We start from the raw sequence: 14103 nt of genomic DNA, 5'->3' as shown, positions 1-14103 counted from the left end.
AGCACCGGCCCGAAACAGACAGTCTATGTCGCTGAGCCCCGCATTCCTCGACGAATTGCGCGCGCGCACCTCGCTGAGCGCGTTAATCGGCAAGACGACGAAGCTGACTAAGGCGGGGCGCGAGTACAAGGGTTGCTGCCCGTTCCATAACGAGAAGACGCCGAGCTTCTACGTCAACGACGACAAGGGCTTCTACCACTGTTTCGGCTGCTCGGCGCACGGCGACGCGATCCGCTGGATGACCGATCAGCGCGGGCTGCCGTTCATCGATGCGGTGAAGGAACTGGCGCAGGCGGCGGGGATGGACGTGCCCGCGCCCGACAAGAGATCGGCCGAGCGGGCGGAAAAAGCGCTGTCGCTGCACGGCGTGATGCAGGCGGCGAGCGAGTGGTTCGCCGGTCAATTGGGGGGCCTGGAGGGGGCCGCGGCGCGCGAATTGCTTGACCGGCGCGGCATATCGACCGCGACGGCGCGCGCCTTCGGCTTCGGTTTTGCGCCCGACACACGCGGCAAGCTGCGCGCCGCGCTGAAACAGTTCGGCGACGCGATGCTGATCGAGGCGGGGCTGCTGATCAGCGTCGACGGCAAGGAGCCGTACGATCGCTTCCGCGGTCGGCTTATGATCCCGATCCGCGACCAGCGCGGGCGGGTGATCGCGTTCGGCGGACGGATCATCGGCGACGGAGAGCCGAAGTATCTGAACTCCCCCGACACGCCGCTGTTCGACAAGGGGCGCACGCTCTACAACCTTGATCGCGCGCTGCCCGCCGCGCGCAAGTCGGACCGGGTCTTCGTCGTCGAGGGCTATATGGATGCGATCGCGCTCGCTCAGGCGGGGATCGGCGAGACGGTCGCACCGCTCGGCACCGCGCTGACCGAGCATCAACTAGAGCGGCTGTGGCGGATCGCCGACGTGCCGACGCTCTGCTTCGACGGCGATGCCGCGGGGCAGAAGGCGGCGATGCGCGCCGCGCACCGTGCGCTCCCGATGCTCGCCCCGGGTCGCAGCCTCCGCTTCGTGACGCTGCGCGACGGGCTGGATCCCGACGATCTGGTGCGCGCCAAGGGCGCGGGCGCGTTCGAGGCGCTGGTGCGCGAGGCGACGCCGCTCGTCGATCGGCTGTGGTCGCACGAGGTGGCGGCCGAGCCGCTGACGACGCCCGAGGAGCGCGCCGGGCTGCGCGGGCGTCTGGCCGAACTGGCGAAATCGATCGGCGACCCAGTGGTCCGGTCGGAATATCACAGCGAGTTCCGCCGCCGGTACGACGAGCAGTTCGCCGCCGCGCCGCGCCGCGCGTTCGAGCCGCGGCAGCCGTTCGTCCCGCGCAAGCCGGGGCAGAAATGGTCGCCCCCCCCGCCCCCCGTCACCGAGGACGCCAAGGAGGTACGCGCCGCAGGGATCGATCGCGTGCTGGCCAAGGCGGTGCTCGCCGGACTGATCCGCCATCCGGTGGAGATCGCCCGGCACGTCGAGGTGCTCGGATCGCTCAGGATGGCGGACGGCGCGCTCGGCCGATTGTTCGAGGCGGTGGTCGACGTCGCACTCGAGGATCGCGCGCTGCAGGATCAGACGCTTGATAGCGCGCGCCTCGTTACCATATTGGCACAAAGCGGTTTCGAGGCAGTCGCCCGTGATCTGCTGAGAGCCGATACGATGCCCTATTCCTTCACCCAACCGACGGGGGATGTGACGCGCGCCAGGGAAGACTTGGACGAGGCGATCGCTATCCTCGTCACGCGGCCCGAAGTGGATGCGGCGTTGGCCGACGCGACAAGTGCCATGCAGGCGCGCTTCACCGACGAAGCGTTCGAACGGCAAGTCGCGCTGGTGAGGGAAAAACAGGCGTTGGAGCTTCGACTTGCAAATCTGGTGCAGTCGAACGAAGACGCCCGCGCTTTTGATGCCGAGGACGATTGATGGCGAAGGTGAACGGTAGCGGTGCAGACGAAGGCGCGGAAGTGGCCGATGCCCCGCTGATCGATCTCAATGACGCGGACATAAAGAAGCTGGTCGCTCGTGCCAAGAAGCGCGGGTACATCACCTATGATCAGCTGAACGCCGCGCTGCCGCAGGATCAGATGTCGTCCGATCAGCTCGAGGACGTGATGTCCGCGCTGAACGAGATGGGCGTCAATATCGTCGAGAACGAGGAAGCGGGCGAGGACGGCGAGAGCGAAGAGCAGGCCGAGGACGAGGTCGAGACCGTCGACGCGGACCAGGATAATGCGCCCGCGCCCGAGAAGAAAAAGGAAACCGTTGATCGCACCGACGATCCGGTGCGCATGTACCTGCGCGAGATGGGCGCCGTCGAGCTGCTCAGCCGCGAGGGTGAGATCGCGATCGCCAAGCGCATCGAGGCCGGCCGCGACACGATGATCATGGGGCTGTGCGAATCGCCCATTACGTTCAACGCGATCATCGACTGGTCGACGCAGCTCAACGAAGGCACGATGCAGCTGCGTGAGATCCTCGATCTCGACGCGATGCTGTCGAAGGGGCCGTCCGCCGAGCAGGTCGAGGGCGCCGAGGAGGACAGCGGCGAGATCAGCGAGAAGACCGCGGGCACCAGCTTTAAGGAAGAGGAAGAGCCCGAGGAAGCGTCGGCCGATGAGGACGACGAGCTGACCGAGCGCCGCACACCGCGGCCGTCGGACGACGAGGAAGAGGACAATACCCTCAGCCTCGCGCAGATGGAGGAGACGCTCAAGCCGATGGCGCTTGAGAAGTTTGCCAACATCACGGCAATCTACAAGAAATTCTCCAAGATGCAGCAGGGCCGGCTCGACGCGATGGGCGGCGGGACCGAGCTGACCGCGGCGGACGAGCGCAAGTATCAGAAGCTGCGCGAGGAGCTGACCGCGGAGGTCGAGAGCGTCCAGTTCCACAACGCCAAGATCGAGTATCTCGTCGACCAGCTCTACAGCTACAACCGGCGCCTCACCGCGCTGGGCGGGCAGATGCTGCGCCTCGCCGAGCGCCACAAGGTGAACCGCAAGGACTTCCTCGACCGCTACATGGGCCATGAGCTTGACGATACGTTCCTCGCGAGCGTCAACGGGCTCGACAAGAAGTGGACGGCGTTCGCCACCAACGAGGCGGCGGCGGTCGACCGTATCCGCACCGAGATTGCGGAGATCTCGCAGCAGACCGGCATGGCGCTGATCGAGTTCCGCCGTATCGTCAACATGGTGCAGAAGGGCGAGCGCGAGGCGCGGATCGCCAAGAAGGAGATGGTCGAGGCGAACCTGCGCCTCGTGATCTCGATCGCCAAGAAATATACCAACCGCGGGCTGCAGTTCCTGGATCTCATCCAGGAGGGCAACATCGGCCTGATGAAGGCGGTGGACAAGTTCGAGTATCGCCGCGGCTACAAGTTCTCGACCTACGCCACGTGGTGGATCCGTCAGGCGATCACCCGCTCGATCGCCGATCAGGCGCGCACGATCCGCATTCCGGTTCACATGATCGAGACGATCAACAAGCTGGTGCGCACCAGCCGCCAGTTCCTGCACGAGCAGGGTCGCGAGCCGACCCCGGAGGAGATGGCTGAGCGCCTTTCCATGCCGCTGGAGAAGGTGCGCAAGGTGATGAAGATCGCCAAAGAGCCGATCAGCCTCGAGACGCCGATCGGCGACGAGGAAGATTCGCACCTCGGCGATTTCATCGAAGACAAGAACGCCGTCATCCCGGTCGACGCTGCAATCCAGGCGAACCTCAAGGAAACGGTTACCCGTGTCCTCGCCAGCCTAACGCCGCGTGAGGAGCGCGTGCTGCGGATGCGCTTTGGCATCGGCATGAACACCGATCATACGCTGGAAGAGGTCGGCCAGCAGTTCAGCGTGACGCGCGAGCGCATCCGCCAGATCGAGGCGAAGGCGCTGCGCAAGTTGAAGCATCCGAGCCGCAGCCGAAAGATGCGCAGCTTCCTCGACCAGTAAGGGGCAAGGCGCGGCGGCGCGATCCATCACGCCGTCCGTCTTACGCCACCTAGTGATCGGAACCTTCGTTTCGGGCCTAAAAGCTGCGGGTTGATCCGCTCCGACGCTGATCGGTTGTCGCCGTGACGAGGGTTTGGCGAAACGGGCGCATGGTCAGTCTCTCGCCCGCGCAACCCGGCGCCGAACAGCGCGTCACCGCCTCCGATCTCGTCCGCCATTTCGGCGTCTGGCAGGAGCGGGCGACGCGCGCGCCGGTCTATATCTTGCATCGCGGGCGCCCGCGGCTGGTGCTCACGTCGCTCGACGTGATGGACGCCCTGTGCACGCCGCATTTCGCGGCCGCGTCCGCCGACACCTCGGGCGACACGCTGCTCGATGTCGTCGAGACGATCATGCTGGTGACGGATCGCGACCTCGTCATCACCGGTGCGAGCCGCGGCGCGCGACGCTATTTCGGGGCCGCGGCGAGCGCGGGCCAGCCGATCACCGGCTGCGCCGCGCCGGGCGATACGACACTGCCCGCCACCGTGCGCCGCGTCCTTGCATCGGGCGAGACGGAAACGATCGAGTGCCGCTCGCCGCGCGTTGCGGACCGGCGCCTCGCCTGCACCGTGATCGCGACGCCCGAGGGATGCGTCGTCCAGATCGCTGACACGACGACGACCGAGGAGGGGCAGCGCTGGCGCGAGCGACACGAGGCGCTGTCGGCCGCGCTCGCCGCGACGCGGTCGGCCGCCGTCAGCCTCAACCTTCGCGGCCGGATCGAGGAGCCCACCCCGGCACTGGCCGCGCTGACCGGGGCGACGCTCGACGCGCTTGCCGCGGCCCGGCTGGTATCGCTGATCGCGGTCGCCGATCGCACGCGCGTCGGCGATGCGCTGGAAGCCGTGATCGAGCAGGGTGCAGCGATGTCGCTCTCGGCCTCCCTCCTCGTCGGCGGCGCCGCGATATCGCCGTCGACGATCGGGCTCGTGCCGCTGACCGCGGGCGGGCGCATCACCGGGGTGTCCGCCGTCATCGTGCCGAACGACGGGAGGGCATAAACTCCCTCTTTACACCCCTGCCTGTAAACCGCTCGCTCACCGGTTTGGGGAAATGGGCGTGTCGATGATTTCCAGTGCAGGTTCCACAGCGCTGGGCCCGTCGATCGTCGACATCGTTACCGACGACGGCAGCCTTTCCGCCGCGCATGCCCGGCGAATGATGCAGCCGGGCGCGAGTGGACGCGATCTCGCCGATGCAGTTCACGCCTTCTGCAGCCTGCACGGCACCGCGCCGAGCATCGTCGCGCTGGCGCGGGCGGCGACCGCTGACGCGGACGTGCGCCTGTGGCTCGGCGACGCCGCGCTCGCCTTCGATCAGGAGCGCGAGCGGCTGATCGCGCTTACCGTCGCGATTGGGCCGGTCCCATCGACGCCAGGGCAGACGGAGGCGACGACTGCAATTATCGGGCAACGCCACGCACTGGCGACGCTGGCGCGATCGGATCGGTTGGGCTGCGCCGTCGGCGCGGCGCTTGCCTTCCTCGCCGACTGGCAGCGCATCCGCCCGATGTTCGACGCCGCCGCCGAGCGCGCCAGCACGCCGATCGCGCCGAGCACGCTGCCGCGGCTCGCCGATATCGCACGCATCGCCGATCGTGCGGCGACAACCCCGGCGGCGGAACGCGCGATGCGCTTCGGCGCGCAGCAACTCGTCGCGCAGCATCGCGGGCTGTGGCACCTGCTCGACGCCCGCGCGAGTGCGCGCACCGACTGACGCAGGCGACGCAGCGCCGCTTGCACCGCGGCCAAAATTCCCGCATCGCCCTACCCGATATTCGAAGAAGACGGGGTGAGGGCATGAAGCGTTTCGAAGGTACGCAGAGCTACGTCGCGACCGATGATCTAAAAGTCGCGGTGAATGCCGCCGTCTCGCTGCGCCGGCCGCTGCTGGTGAAGGGGGAACCCGGCACCGGCAAGACCGTCCTTGCCTATGAGATCGCCAAGGCGACGGGCGCGCCGCTGATCGAGTGGAACGTCAAGTCGACGACCAAGGCGCAGCAGGGCCTGTACGAATATGATGCGGTCGCTCGCCTGCGCGACGGCCAGCTCGGCGACGAGCGCGTGCACGACATCGGCAACTACATCCGCAAGGGCAAATTGTGGGAGGCATTCACCGCGCCCGAGCTGCCCGTGCTGCTGATCGACGAGATCGACAAGGCCGACATCGAATTCCCGAACGATCTGCTGCAGGAACTCGATCGGATGGAGTTCCACGTCTACGAGACGAAGGAGACGGTGCGCGCGGCCGAGCGCCCGATCGTCGTCATCACGTCGAACAACGAAAAGGAACTGCCCGACGCGTTCCTGCGCCGCTGCTTCTTCCACTATATCAAATTCCCTGACCGCGAGACGATGCAGGCGATCGTCGACGTCCATTTCCCCGGCATTCAGAAGATGCTCGTCAGCAAGGCGATGGATATCTTCTACGACGTGCGCGACGTGCCGGGCCTGAAGAAAAAGCCGTCGACCAGCGAGCTGCTCGATTGGCTCAAGCTGCTGCTGCACGAGGACATGCCGCTCGACGTGCTGCAGAACCGCGATCCGACCAAGGCGATCCCGCCGCTGCACGGCGCGCTGCTCAAGAACGAGCAGGACGTGATGCTGTTCGAGCGGCTGGCGTTCATGGCCAAGCGGCAGGCGAACAAGAACTGATCGTACCGGCGGGCGGCGCAGGGAATCGACGCGCCGCCCCCCCCCCAGCCAACCGATTCGCGTAACCCGTTGATCGCAAACCACGATCGTTACGCTCGCGGTGCCGCTCCTACGAGGGCGCGCTAACGCTTCGCTAACCATGACACGCAACCTGCCGCTCAGCCGGGCGGGGGTAGGTTCGCGGGGTGATGAAGCGCTCCCCCCTCGCTATCGTCGCAGCGTTTGCGTGTTTGCTCTCCGCCCCGGCGCAGGCCCGATCGCTGCTCGACTATGTTGGTCAGTGCGTGCCGTTCGCGCGGCAGGCATCGGGCATCCAGATCTACGGCGATGCCTGGACCTGGTGGGACCAGGCTGACGGCAAGTATCGCCGCGGTGAGAAGCCAGTCGTCGGTTCGGTCATCGCCTTCGCCAAGCAAGCGCGGCTGCCGCTCGGCCATGTCGCAGTTGTCAGCCGGATCGTCGAGGATCGCGTGCTGATGCTGACGCACGCCAATTGGTCGCGGCAGAACGGCGTGCGCGGCCATGCCGAGCAGGACGTGACGGTGTTCGACGTCAGCAAGCGCAACGACTGGAGCGAGGTGAAGGTGTGGTACCGCGATGCCGACGGGCTGGGCGGGACGACGTATCGCGTACACGGTTTCATCTACTCCCCTGCCCGCCCCGCCGCGGAGCTGACGGGGCGCGACCCCGATTACGTCGGCGCACTCATCGACGCCTACGTGCCCGGCGCCGGCGCCGCCGCGGCCCGCCGCTGAACTGCCTGCACCATACCCGAAGTTCAGGCTGGCCGCTTCGGCGCGGTTCTGGCATCAGCCGTCGTCAAAGCAGACGATAGGGCGGAGAGCCGATGTTCCTGAACTTCCTCGACGAGCTACGCGTCGCCGGCATCCCCGCCAGCATGAAGGAGCATCTGCTGCTGCTCGAGGCGCTGCAGCACGAGGTGATCGACCGCACGCCCGAGGATTTCTACTATCTGTCGCGCGCGGTGTACGTGAAGGACGAGGGGCTGCTCGACAAGTTCGATCAGGTGTTCGCCAAGGTCTTCAAAGGGATCGAGACGAGCTTTGCGCAGGAGGGCGCCGAGATCCCGGCCGACTGGCTGAAGGCGGTCGCGGACAAGTTCCTGACGCCAGAGGAAATGGAAGCGATCAAGTCGCTCGGCTCGTGGGACGAGATCATGGAGACGCTGAAGAAGCGGCTCGAAGAGCAGCAGAAGCGCCACCAGGGCGGCAACAAGTGGATCGGCACCGGCGGCACCAGCCCGTTCGGCAACTCGGGCTACAATCCCGAGGGCGTCAGGATCGGCGGCGAATCGAAGCAGAAGCGCGCGCTGAAGGTGTGGGACCAGCGCGAGTTCCGCAATCTCGACAACACCAAAGAACTCGGCACTCGCAACATCAAGATCGCGCTGCGCCGGCTGCGCAAGTTCGCGCGCGAGGGCGCGCAGGACGAGCTCGACATCGACGGCACGATCGACGGCACTGCGCGGCAGGGTTGGCTCGACATCCGCATGCGTGCCGAGCGCCGCAATGCGGTGAAGCTGCTGCTGTTCCTTGACGTCGGCGGATCGATGGACCCATTCGTCAAGCTGTGCGAGGAGCTGTTCTCCGCGGCAACCAGCGAGTTCAAGAACCTCGAATTCTTCTACTTTCACAATTGCCCGTACGAGGGCGTGTGGAAGGACAACAAGCGCCGCTTCTCCGAGCGGACGCCGATGTGGGACGTCCTGCACAAGTTCCCGCACGATTATAAGCTGGTGTTCGTCGGCGACGCTTCGATGAGCCCGTACGAGATCACGCACCCCGGCGGCTCGGTCGAGCATTTCAACGAGGAATCGGGCGCGGTGTGGATGCAGCGTCTGACCACCACCTATCCCGCCGCGGTTTGGCTGAACCCCGTCGCGCAGGCGCAATGGGGCTATTCGCAATCGGTGAAGGTGATCCGTGAGCTGATGAACGACCGCATGTACCCGCTGTCGCTCGCCGGGCTCGACGATGCGATGCGCGAGCTGACGCGCAAACGCTAGCCCCGATGCTCGCCCCCGCTAGCGTTGCGGGGGCGGTTCGCGCCGCCGATCAGCGGCGCCCGCGCCAGATGCGCAGCTTGGCGCTCGGCGCGACGCCGCCCTGGTGTGCCGGGCAGCGCGCGTAGCGGAAGCTCTTATCCATGCAGATCCACAGCTCGTCGAGCCAGCCCTCGCGCGTCGTGGTGACGCGCATCATGTCGGGGCGCATACCGGGGTTCACGCGCGCGAACGCCTGCGCGAAGCGCCCGGCAGTGAGCGGGCGGCGCGACAGACCCATCATGTCGGGATAGCGCAGCTTGCGGTAGAGCCCGGTGGAGCGCCCAAAATAGCTCTCCGGTGTCTCACCCGCCATGCACGTGCCGTGTTTCGCCCATTCGTGCTGGAGGAGCTGCGCCGAGGGCGTGGCGCACAGGTTCGTGCGGATCGTCGCCGGGGAGAGCAGCGGCGTGGATTTGCAATATTGCGGCCACTCCTTGCCGACGCCATCGGGCCACAGGCCGTGGAGGACAAAGCCGAAGCGATTGTCGCCGCCGCACTGGAAGCTGGCGCGCGGATCGTCCTGCTTGTTGCGGCAATATTGCGGCGCCCAGCTGATCGCGAGCGTGTAATGGCCGATCGGCAGCAACCGCTGCGGCTCGCGCTCGCTGGGCAGATCGGGACGGACCGACAGCGCGGTATTTGGCGATACCGAACATTGCAGCGCCTGCGCGGTCGCCACCCCCGGCAGCAGCATCGACACGGCAAAGGCGGCGCGGATCATTCTTCGTTCTCCAGATCGTCGTCGGCGGCTTCGCCGAACCATTGCCGCGCGTCGTCGCGGAAGAGATAGGCCGCCGCGGCGATGTGAAGCACGCCAGACAGGGCACCGGTGATCGTCGCCGCCAGCGACGGCGACGATCCGCTTGCCAGCGCAAACAGGAGCAGCAGCAGCCCGACAGCCGCGATCGCGGCGAGCGCGACGACGATCCACTTGGCGACGAGGCTCGGTCGACGCGCGGTGAAGTACCAGAGCGTCAGCCGAAGCACGAGGCCGACGGCGACGAGCGTGGGCAACAGCCACGTCATCTCGGCGAGCATCGGGTTGCGCGCGAAACCGCGCAACGACTGTGCCCAGCCGAACCCGGTATTGGCGAGGCCGATGACGACGGCAGCGAGATACAGCTGCTCGAAGCGGACGATCGATGGCGGGCGAAGCACGATCCGCAGGTCCTTCAGATGAGCGCGAAATCAAGGCCGATGTCGGCCGCGGGGGCGGATTGCGTCAGCCGGCCGACGCTGATGAAATCGACCCCCGTCTCCGCGATGGCGCGGATCGTATCGAGGTTGACGCCGCCCGATGCCTCGGTCGGCACGCGGCCGCCGACCAGCGTGACGGCGCCGCGCAACACGGCGGGCAGCATGTTGTCGAGCAGCAGCCGCGTCGCGCCGGCGGCAAGCGCGGGCTCGATTTGGTCGACGCGGTCGACCTCGACGATCACCTCGGCGATGCCGGCGGCAAGCGCGCGGCGCACCGCCTCTCCGACGCTGCCGGCGACCGCGACGTGATTGTCCTTGATCATCGCCGCATCCCACAGGCCCATGCGGTGGTTCTGCGCACCGCCGGTGCGTGTCGCATATTTCTCCAGATGGCGAAGGCCGGGGAGCGTCTTACGCGTGTCGAGCAGTACCGCGCCGGTGCCGGCGATCCGGGCGACATAATGCGCAGTGAGCGTTGCGATCCCCGACAGATGCTGGACGGTGTTGAGCGCCGACCGCTCGGCGGTGAGCAGCGCACGGGCGCTGCCCTCGATCGTCATCAGCCGCGTGCCGGGTGCGGCCCGCGTGCCGTCGCTGACGAGTATGTCGATCGCCGCGGCGGGATCGAGCCGCCGGAAGAAGGCGGCGGCGACGGCGAGCCCCGCGACGGTGATCGCGTCGCGCGTATTCATCGCCGCGACGAAGCGAGCGTCGGCGGGGATTACCGCGGCGGAGGTGATGTCACCCGCGTTGCCGAGATCCTCGGCCAGCGTCGCGGTGACGAAGGCGTCCTGATCGAAGCCGGGGCTCGCCGTCACGGCAGCGTCTCGTCGGGCGTGACGCCCCACAGGCGCGTAGCCTCGGCGTAGCCCGCCTGCCCCTTCACGTCGAAGCGACACCAGCCGCGCGCGCACTGGCTAACGCGGCCGACCACGCCGGGCTCGGCGCGCCACAGGACGCGCGCACCATAGGCCGGGCGCTCACGCAGTTCGACGACCGAGCCCTGGACGATTGCGGTGCGCGTGCCGCTGACGAGCGCGCCGAGCATCCACCCCTGCGTGCCGCCGGGATCCTCCACCTTGCGCCATTCCTTGAACACGTCGACGACGCGGATCGGCAGGTCGGGACGCACGTAGAGCCACGTTGCGGGAAAGGTGCGCCCGGGGCCCGAGCGCATCCGTGCCTTGCCGGCACTGATCGAGGCGAAATACGGCGGCTTGGGCTTGTCCTTGCCTGCCTGTGCGCCGGCACTGCCGGCGCTGCCGGCGAACGCCAGCGTCGCGGCCGCCAATGCCATGATTACGCTACCTGTTCGCCGCATTGCCTGCCCCCGTCGCATGCGCCTGCTGTAGCCGCGCGCGGGGCGTTGCTTCAACCGATCGTTGACGCTTGCGCGGCGCTTCGCCAAGTCGGCACCACGATGGACAGCCAGCGCACCGCAAAGCCGAAGGCAACGCCCCGCGTCGTCGTCACCCGCGAACTGCCCGATGCCGTGATGGATCGGCTCGATACGCTGTTCGACACGGTCAATAACCGCGGCGATCAGGCGATGAGCCGTTCGGCGCTCGAGGCGGCGGTGCGCGACTGCGACGTGCTGGTGCCCACCGTGGTGGACACGATCGACGCCGCGCTGATCGCGGCGGCGGGGCCGCGGCTGAAGCTGATCGCCAATTTCGGCGCGGGCGTGAACCACATCGACCTGAAGGCGGCGCGGGCGCGCGGCATCATCGTCACCAACACCCCCGGCGTGCTGACCGAGGACACCGCCGACATGACGATGGCGCTGATCGTCTCCGTCCCGCGGCGGTTGGCGGAGGGCGAGAAATTGGTGCGCTCAGGCGAGTGGAAGGGCTGGTCGCCCGGCGGGATGCTGGGGCATCGCATCGGCGGCAAGGCACTGGGCATCGTCGGCATGGGGCGGATCGGCCAGGCGGTGGCGCGGCGCGCGCGCGCGTTCGGCCTGTCGATCCATTACCACAACCGTCACCGACTGCCCAAGGTGGTGGAGGCCGAACTGCAGGCGCAGTGGCACCCCAACCTCGACGAGATGCTGGCCGGGGTCGACATCCTGACGATCCACACGCCGCGCAACGCTGACAGCGAGAATCTGATCGACGCGAACCGCATCGCGCTGCTGCGACCGCACGTGTTCCTGATCAACGCGAGCCGCGGCGGGATCGTCGACGAGGAGGCGATGGTCGACGCGCTCGAGGCAGGGCGCCTCGCCGGCGCGGGGCTCGACGTATGGGCGCACGAGCCCGCGATCGATCCGCGGCTGCTCGCGCTGCCCAATGTGGTGATGACGCCGCACATGGGCTCGGCAACCTACGAGGGGCGGCTCGCGACGGGCGAGAAGGTGATCACCAACATCCGCATGTGGGCCGACGGCCATCGCCCGCCCGATCAGGTGCTCGAAGGCTGGGCCTGATCGGGGACGCCGCCGATCGTTACCGATTGGCGCCGTTGCGTCGCCAGACCGATCGAACTGCGAGGCTTCGACGGTGCTGCTTCAGTGTACACGCGGCGTGCTGGCAAGAAGTCAGCCTTGGCAGTGCCGATCGCCCGCGCCTGTGGCTCTCGTTTTGCGTGCGCGGGAGTCCAAGGCGCTCCATATGGTGGCGCGGATCATCGCGGCGTCGCCGATGCGATCCCTGACGACGCCTCGTTTCCAGGGCGCCGGACGATCAACCAATAGCCGGCCGCGCCGACCGGCAGCTCAGTCGCCGGTCAGGATGCGGTCGACGAGCTGCTTCACCGTCGGCACGAAGCCGTTCGAGTAGAAGGGATCGCGCTTGAAATTATAGGCCGCGTGGCCGGCGAACATCAGGTTCGCCTCGGTGTCGCCGCCGTGCGCGATCTCCTGCAGCGTCTTCTGGATGCAGAAGCTGCGCGGATCGGCCAGCCGCCCAGTCGAGTTCGTTTCCGTATCCGCCCAGCTCGAGAACAGGCATTGGCTGAGGCAGCCCATGCAATCGGCCTGGTCCTTGCGGATCTCCGCCTTCTCAAGCGGGGTGACGAACACGAGCGTGTTGTCCGGCGTCTTCAGCGCATCGGTGAAGCCGTGGCCGAACCACTCGCGCGCGCGCATCAGATCACCCTTGGTGACCCAGAAGTTCTTGCCCTTGACCCCGACGTCGAGCTGGAAAACGTGATCGCCCGCCTCCTGGGTCGAGAAGGCGATCTGGCGCTCCGAACGCGCTTCGAGACTGCGTAGGAACGGATTGCGCACGGCGGAGGAGTAGAAGCCGGTCGGCGAGAAGCGATGGAGCAGGACGTCACCCTCCTCGATCGTCATCAGCCGTTCCTTCCACTCCTGTGGAATCGGGCTCTCCTGCGTCAGCAGCGGCCGCGTGCCGTACTGAAAGGCGATCGCGCCGAGCTCGGGATTGTCGATCCAGTTGTTCCAGTCACGCAGGTACCAGACACCGCCGGCCATCACGATCGGCGTGCTGTCCGGAATGCCGCCCTCGCGCATCGTCTCGCGCAGCGCCTTGACGCGGGGATAGGGATCCTCGGGCTTCAGCGGATCTTCGGCGTTCGACAGGCCGTTGTGGCCCCCGGCAAGCCACGGATCCTCGTACACCACCGCGCCGAGCAGCTCCGAGACCTTTGAATAGGCCCGCTTCCACAGCGCGCGGAACGCACGGCCCGAAGAGACGATCGGGAGATAGTTGACATTGTACGATGCGGCGATCTCGCTCAGCTTGTACGGCATGCCCGCGCCGCAGGTAACGCCCGCGACGAGACCCTTGGTACGCTCGAGCACGCCCTGCAGCACGCGCTGCGCGCCGCCCATCTCCCACAGGACGTTGATGTTGATCGCGCCCTTGCCGCCGGCGATGTCCCACGCGCGCTGTACCTGCTGCACCGCGCCCTCGATGGCGTAGGCGATCAGTTCCTCGTGACGCTCGCGCCGCGTGAGCGCGCGGTAGATCTGCGGGATGATCTTGCCGTCGGGATCGTAGCTGTCGGCGTTGACCGCGCTGACCGTGCCGATGCCGCCGGCCGCTGCCCAGGCCCCGGCCGAGGCGTGGTTCGTCGCTGCCACACCCTTACCGCCCTCCACCAGCGGCCACACTTCGCGGCCGGCGTAGTTGATGGGTTGAAGCCCTTTGAACACGGCGGATGCCACGAGCGTCGATCACCTATATTGTGGACAGAATAAGGCGCCCTAGCCCGAAAGGTTGCAGCGCGCGAGCAATTTGC

Annotated in this window: 13 protein-coding genes; 8 read left to right on the top strand and 5 right to left on the bottom strand. The window is 67.0% G+C overall.

Annotated features, from left to right (window positions below):
* Positions 1-25 precede the first annotated feature (25 nt).
* From dnaG to B7L05_RS06005, 7 genes are all read left to right on the top strand, one after another.
* Positions 26-1918, top strand: coding sequence for a DNA primase (gene dnaG, locus B7L05_RS06035; protein WP_085809414.1), 1893 nt, complete (start codon positions 26-28; stop codon positions 1916-1918).
* A complete protein-coding gene (rpoD, locus tag B7L05_RS06030; protein WP_085809413.1) occupies positions 1918-3939 on the top strand; it encodes an RNA polymerase sigma factor RpoD in 2022 nt (673 codons plus the stop codon). Before dnaG ends, rpoD begins: the two co-directional genes overlap by 1 nt.
* A 149-nt stretch (positions 3940-4088) precedes the next feature.
* Positions 4089-4982, top strand: coding sequence for a hypothetical protein (locus tag B7L05_RS06025; RefSeq protein ID WP_085809412.1), 894 nt, complete (start codon positions 4089-4091; stop codon positions 4980-4982).
* Positions 4983-5046: 64 nt separating this feature from the next.
* Entirely contained in the window at positions 5047-5697 is a 651-nt protein-coding gene (locus B7L05_RS06020) for a DUF6975 family protein (RefSeq protein ID WP_085809791.1), read from the top strand.
* A gap of 83 nt (positions 5698-5780) precedes the next feature.
* On the top strand, positions 5781-6635 hold the full coding sequence (locus tag B7L05_RS06015; protein WP_085809411.1) for a MoxR family ATPase: 855 nt from the start codon (positions 5781-5783) through the stop codon (positions 6633-6635).
* A 188-nt stretch (positions 6636-6823) separates the two neighbouring features.
* Positions 6824-7390 (top strand): CHAP domain-containing protein, encoded by a 567-nt coding sequence (locus tag B7L05_RS06010; RefSeq protein ID WP_085809410.1) that lies wholly within the window; start codon positions 6824-6826, stop codon positions 7388-7390.
* Between the two features lie 92 nt (positions 7391-7482).
* Positions 7483-8661 (top strand): VWA domain-containing protein, encoded by a 1179-nt coding sequence (locus tag B7L05_RS06005; RefSeq protein WP_085809409.1) that lies wholly within the window; start codon positions 7483-7485, stop codon positions 8659-8661.
* Positions 8662-8710: 49 nt separating this feature from the next.
* On the opposite strand, the gene B7L05_RS06000 is transcribed toward B7L05_RS06005, so the two are convergent.
* Genes B7L05_RS06000 through B7L05_RS05985 form a run of 4 tightly spaced genes read right to left on the bottom strand, consistent with a single transcriptional unit; the run spans position 8711 to position 11194 of the window.
* Positions 8711-9421: a ribonuclease T2 gene (locus tag B7L05_RS06000; RefSeq protein WP_085809408.1), complete on the bottom strand. Its 711-nt coding sequence runs from the start codon at positions 9419-9421 to the stop codon at positions 8711-8713.
* Complete coding sequence (locus B7L05_RS05995) at positions 9418-9858, bottom strand: hypothetical protein (RefSeq protein WP_085809407.1); 441 nt, start codon at positions 9856-9858, stop codon at positions 9418-9420. Before B7L05_RS05995 ends, B7L05_RS06000 begins: the two co-directional genes overlap by 4 nt.
* 14 nt (positions 9859-9872) lie before the next feature.
* Entirely contained in the window at positions 9873-10715 is an 843-nt protein-coding gene (nadC, locus tag B7L05_RS05990; RefSeq protein ID WP_085809406.1) for a carboxylating nicotinate-nucleotide diphosphorylase, read from the bottom strand.
* A complete protein-coding gene (locus tag B7L05_RS05985) occupies positions 10712-11194 on the bottom strand; it encodes an SH3 domain-containing protein (RefSeq protein WP_256926631.1) in 483 nt (160 codons plus the stop codon). Before B7L05_RS05985 ends, nadC begins: the two co-directional genes overlap by 4 nt.
* Positions 11195-11317: 123 nt before the next feature.
* On the opposite strand from B7L05_RS05985, the gene B7L05_RS05980 reads away from it, so the two are divergent.
* Positions 11318-12325: a D-glycerate dehydrogenase gene (locus tag B7L05_RS05980; protein WP_085809405.1), complete on the top strand. Its 1008-nt coding sequence runs from the start codon at positions 11318-11320 to the stop codon at positions 12323-12325.
* 288 nt (positions 12326-12613) lie between these two features.
* On the opposite strand, the gene B7L05_RS05975 is transcribed toward B7L05_RS05980, so the two are convergent.
* On the bottom strand, positions 12614-14017 hold the full coding sequence (locus tag B7L05_RS05975; RefSeq protein ID WP_085809789.1) for a nitronate monooxygenase family protein: 1404 nt from the start codon (positions 14015-14017) through the stop codon (positions 12614-12616).
* Positions 14018-14103 lie beyond the last annotated feature (86 nt).

Origin of the sequence: Sphingomonas sp. TZW2008 (genome assembly GCF_002117915.1) — a bacterium.
Lineage (GTDB): Bacteria > Pseudomonadota > Alphaproteobacteria > Sphingomonadales > Sphingomonadaceae > Sphingomonas.
This window is presented reverse-complemented; position numbering and strand designations above follow the sequence as displayed.

What these genes read in the sequence shown, in the direction of transcription:
- rpoD (WP_085809413.1), top strand. Translation starts at nt 1,918, where the DNA reads ATGGCGAAGGTGAACGGTAGCGGTGCAGACGAAGGCGCGGAAGTGGCC.
- B7L05_RS06025 (WP_085809412.1), top strand. Translation starts at nt 4,089, where the DNA reads ATGGTCAGTCTCTCGCCCGCGCAACCCGGCGCCGAACAGCGCGTCACC.
- dnaG (WP_085809414.1), top strand. Translation starts at nt 26, where the DNA reads ATGTCGCTGAGCCCCGCATTCCTCGACGAATTGCGCGCGCGCACCTCG.
- B7L05_RS06015 (WP_085809411.1), top strand. Translation starts at nt 5,781, where the DNA reads ATGAAGCGTTTCGAAGGTACGCAGAGCTACGTCGCGACCGATGATCTA.
- B7L05_RS06010 (WP_085809410.1), top strand. Translation starts at nt 6,824, where the DNA reads ATGAAGCGCTCCCCCCTCGCTATCGTCGCAGCGTTTGCGTGTTTGCTC.
- B7L05_RS06020 (WP_085809791.1), top strand. Translation starts at nt 5,047, where the DNA reads ATGATTTCCAGTGCAGGTTCCACAGCGCTGGGCCCGTCGATCGTCGAC.
- B7L05_RS06005 (WP_085809409.1), top strand. Translation starts at nt 7,483, where the DNA reads ATGTTCCTGAACTTCCTCGACGAGCTACGCGTCGCCGGCATCCCCGCC.
- B7L05_RS05980 (WP_085809405.1), top strand. Translation starts at nt 11,318, where the DNA reads ATGGACAGCCAGCGCACCGCAAAGCCGAAGGCAACGCCCCGCGTCGTC.
- B7L05_RS05985 (WP_256926631.1), bottom strand. Translation starts at nt 11,194, where the DNA reads ATGGCATTGGCGGCCGCGACGCTGGCGTTCGCCGGCAGCGCCGGCAGT.
- B7L05_RS06000 (WP_085809408.1), bottom strand. Translation starts at nt 9,421, where the DNA reads ATGATCCGCGCCGCCTTTGCCGTGTCGATGCTGCTGCCGGGGGTGGCG.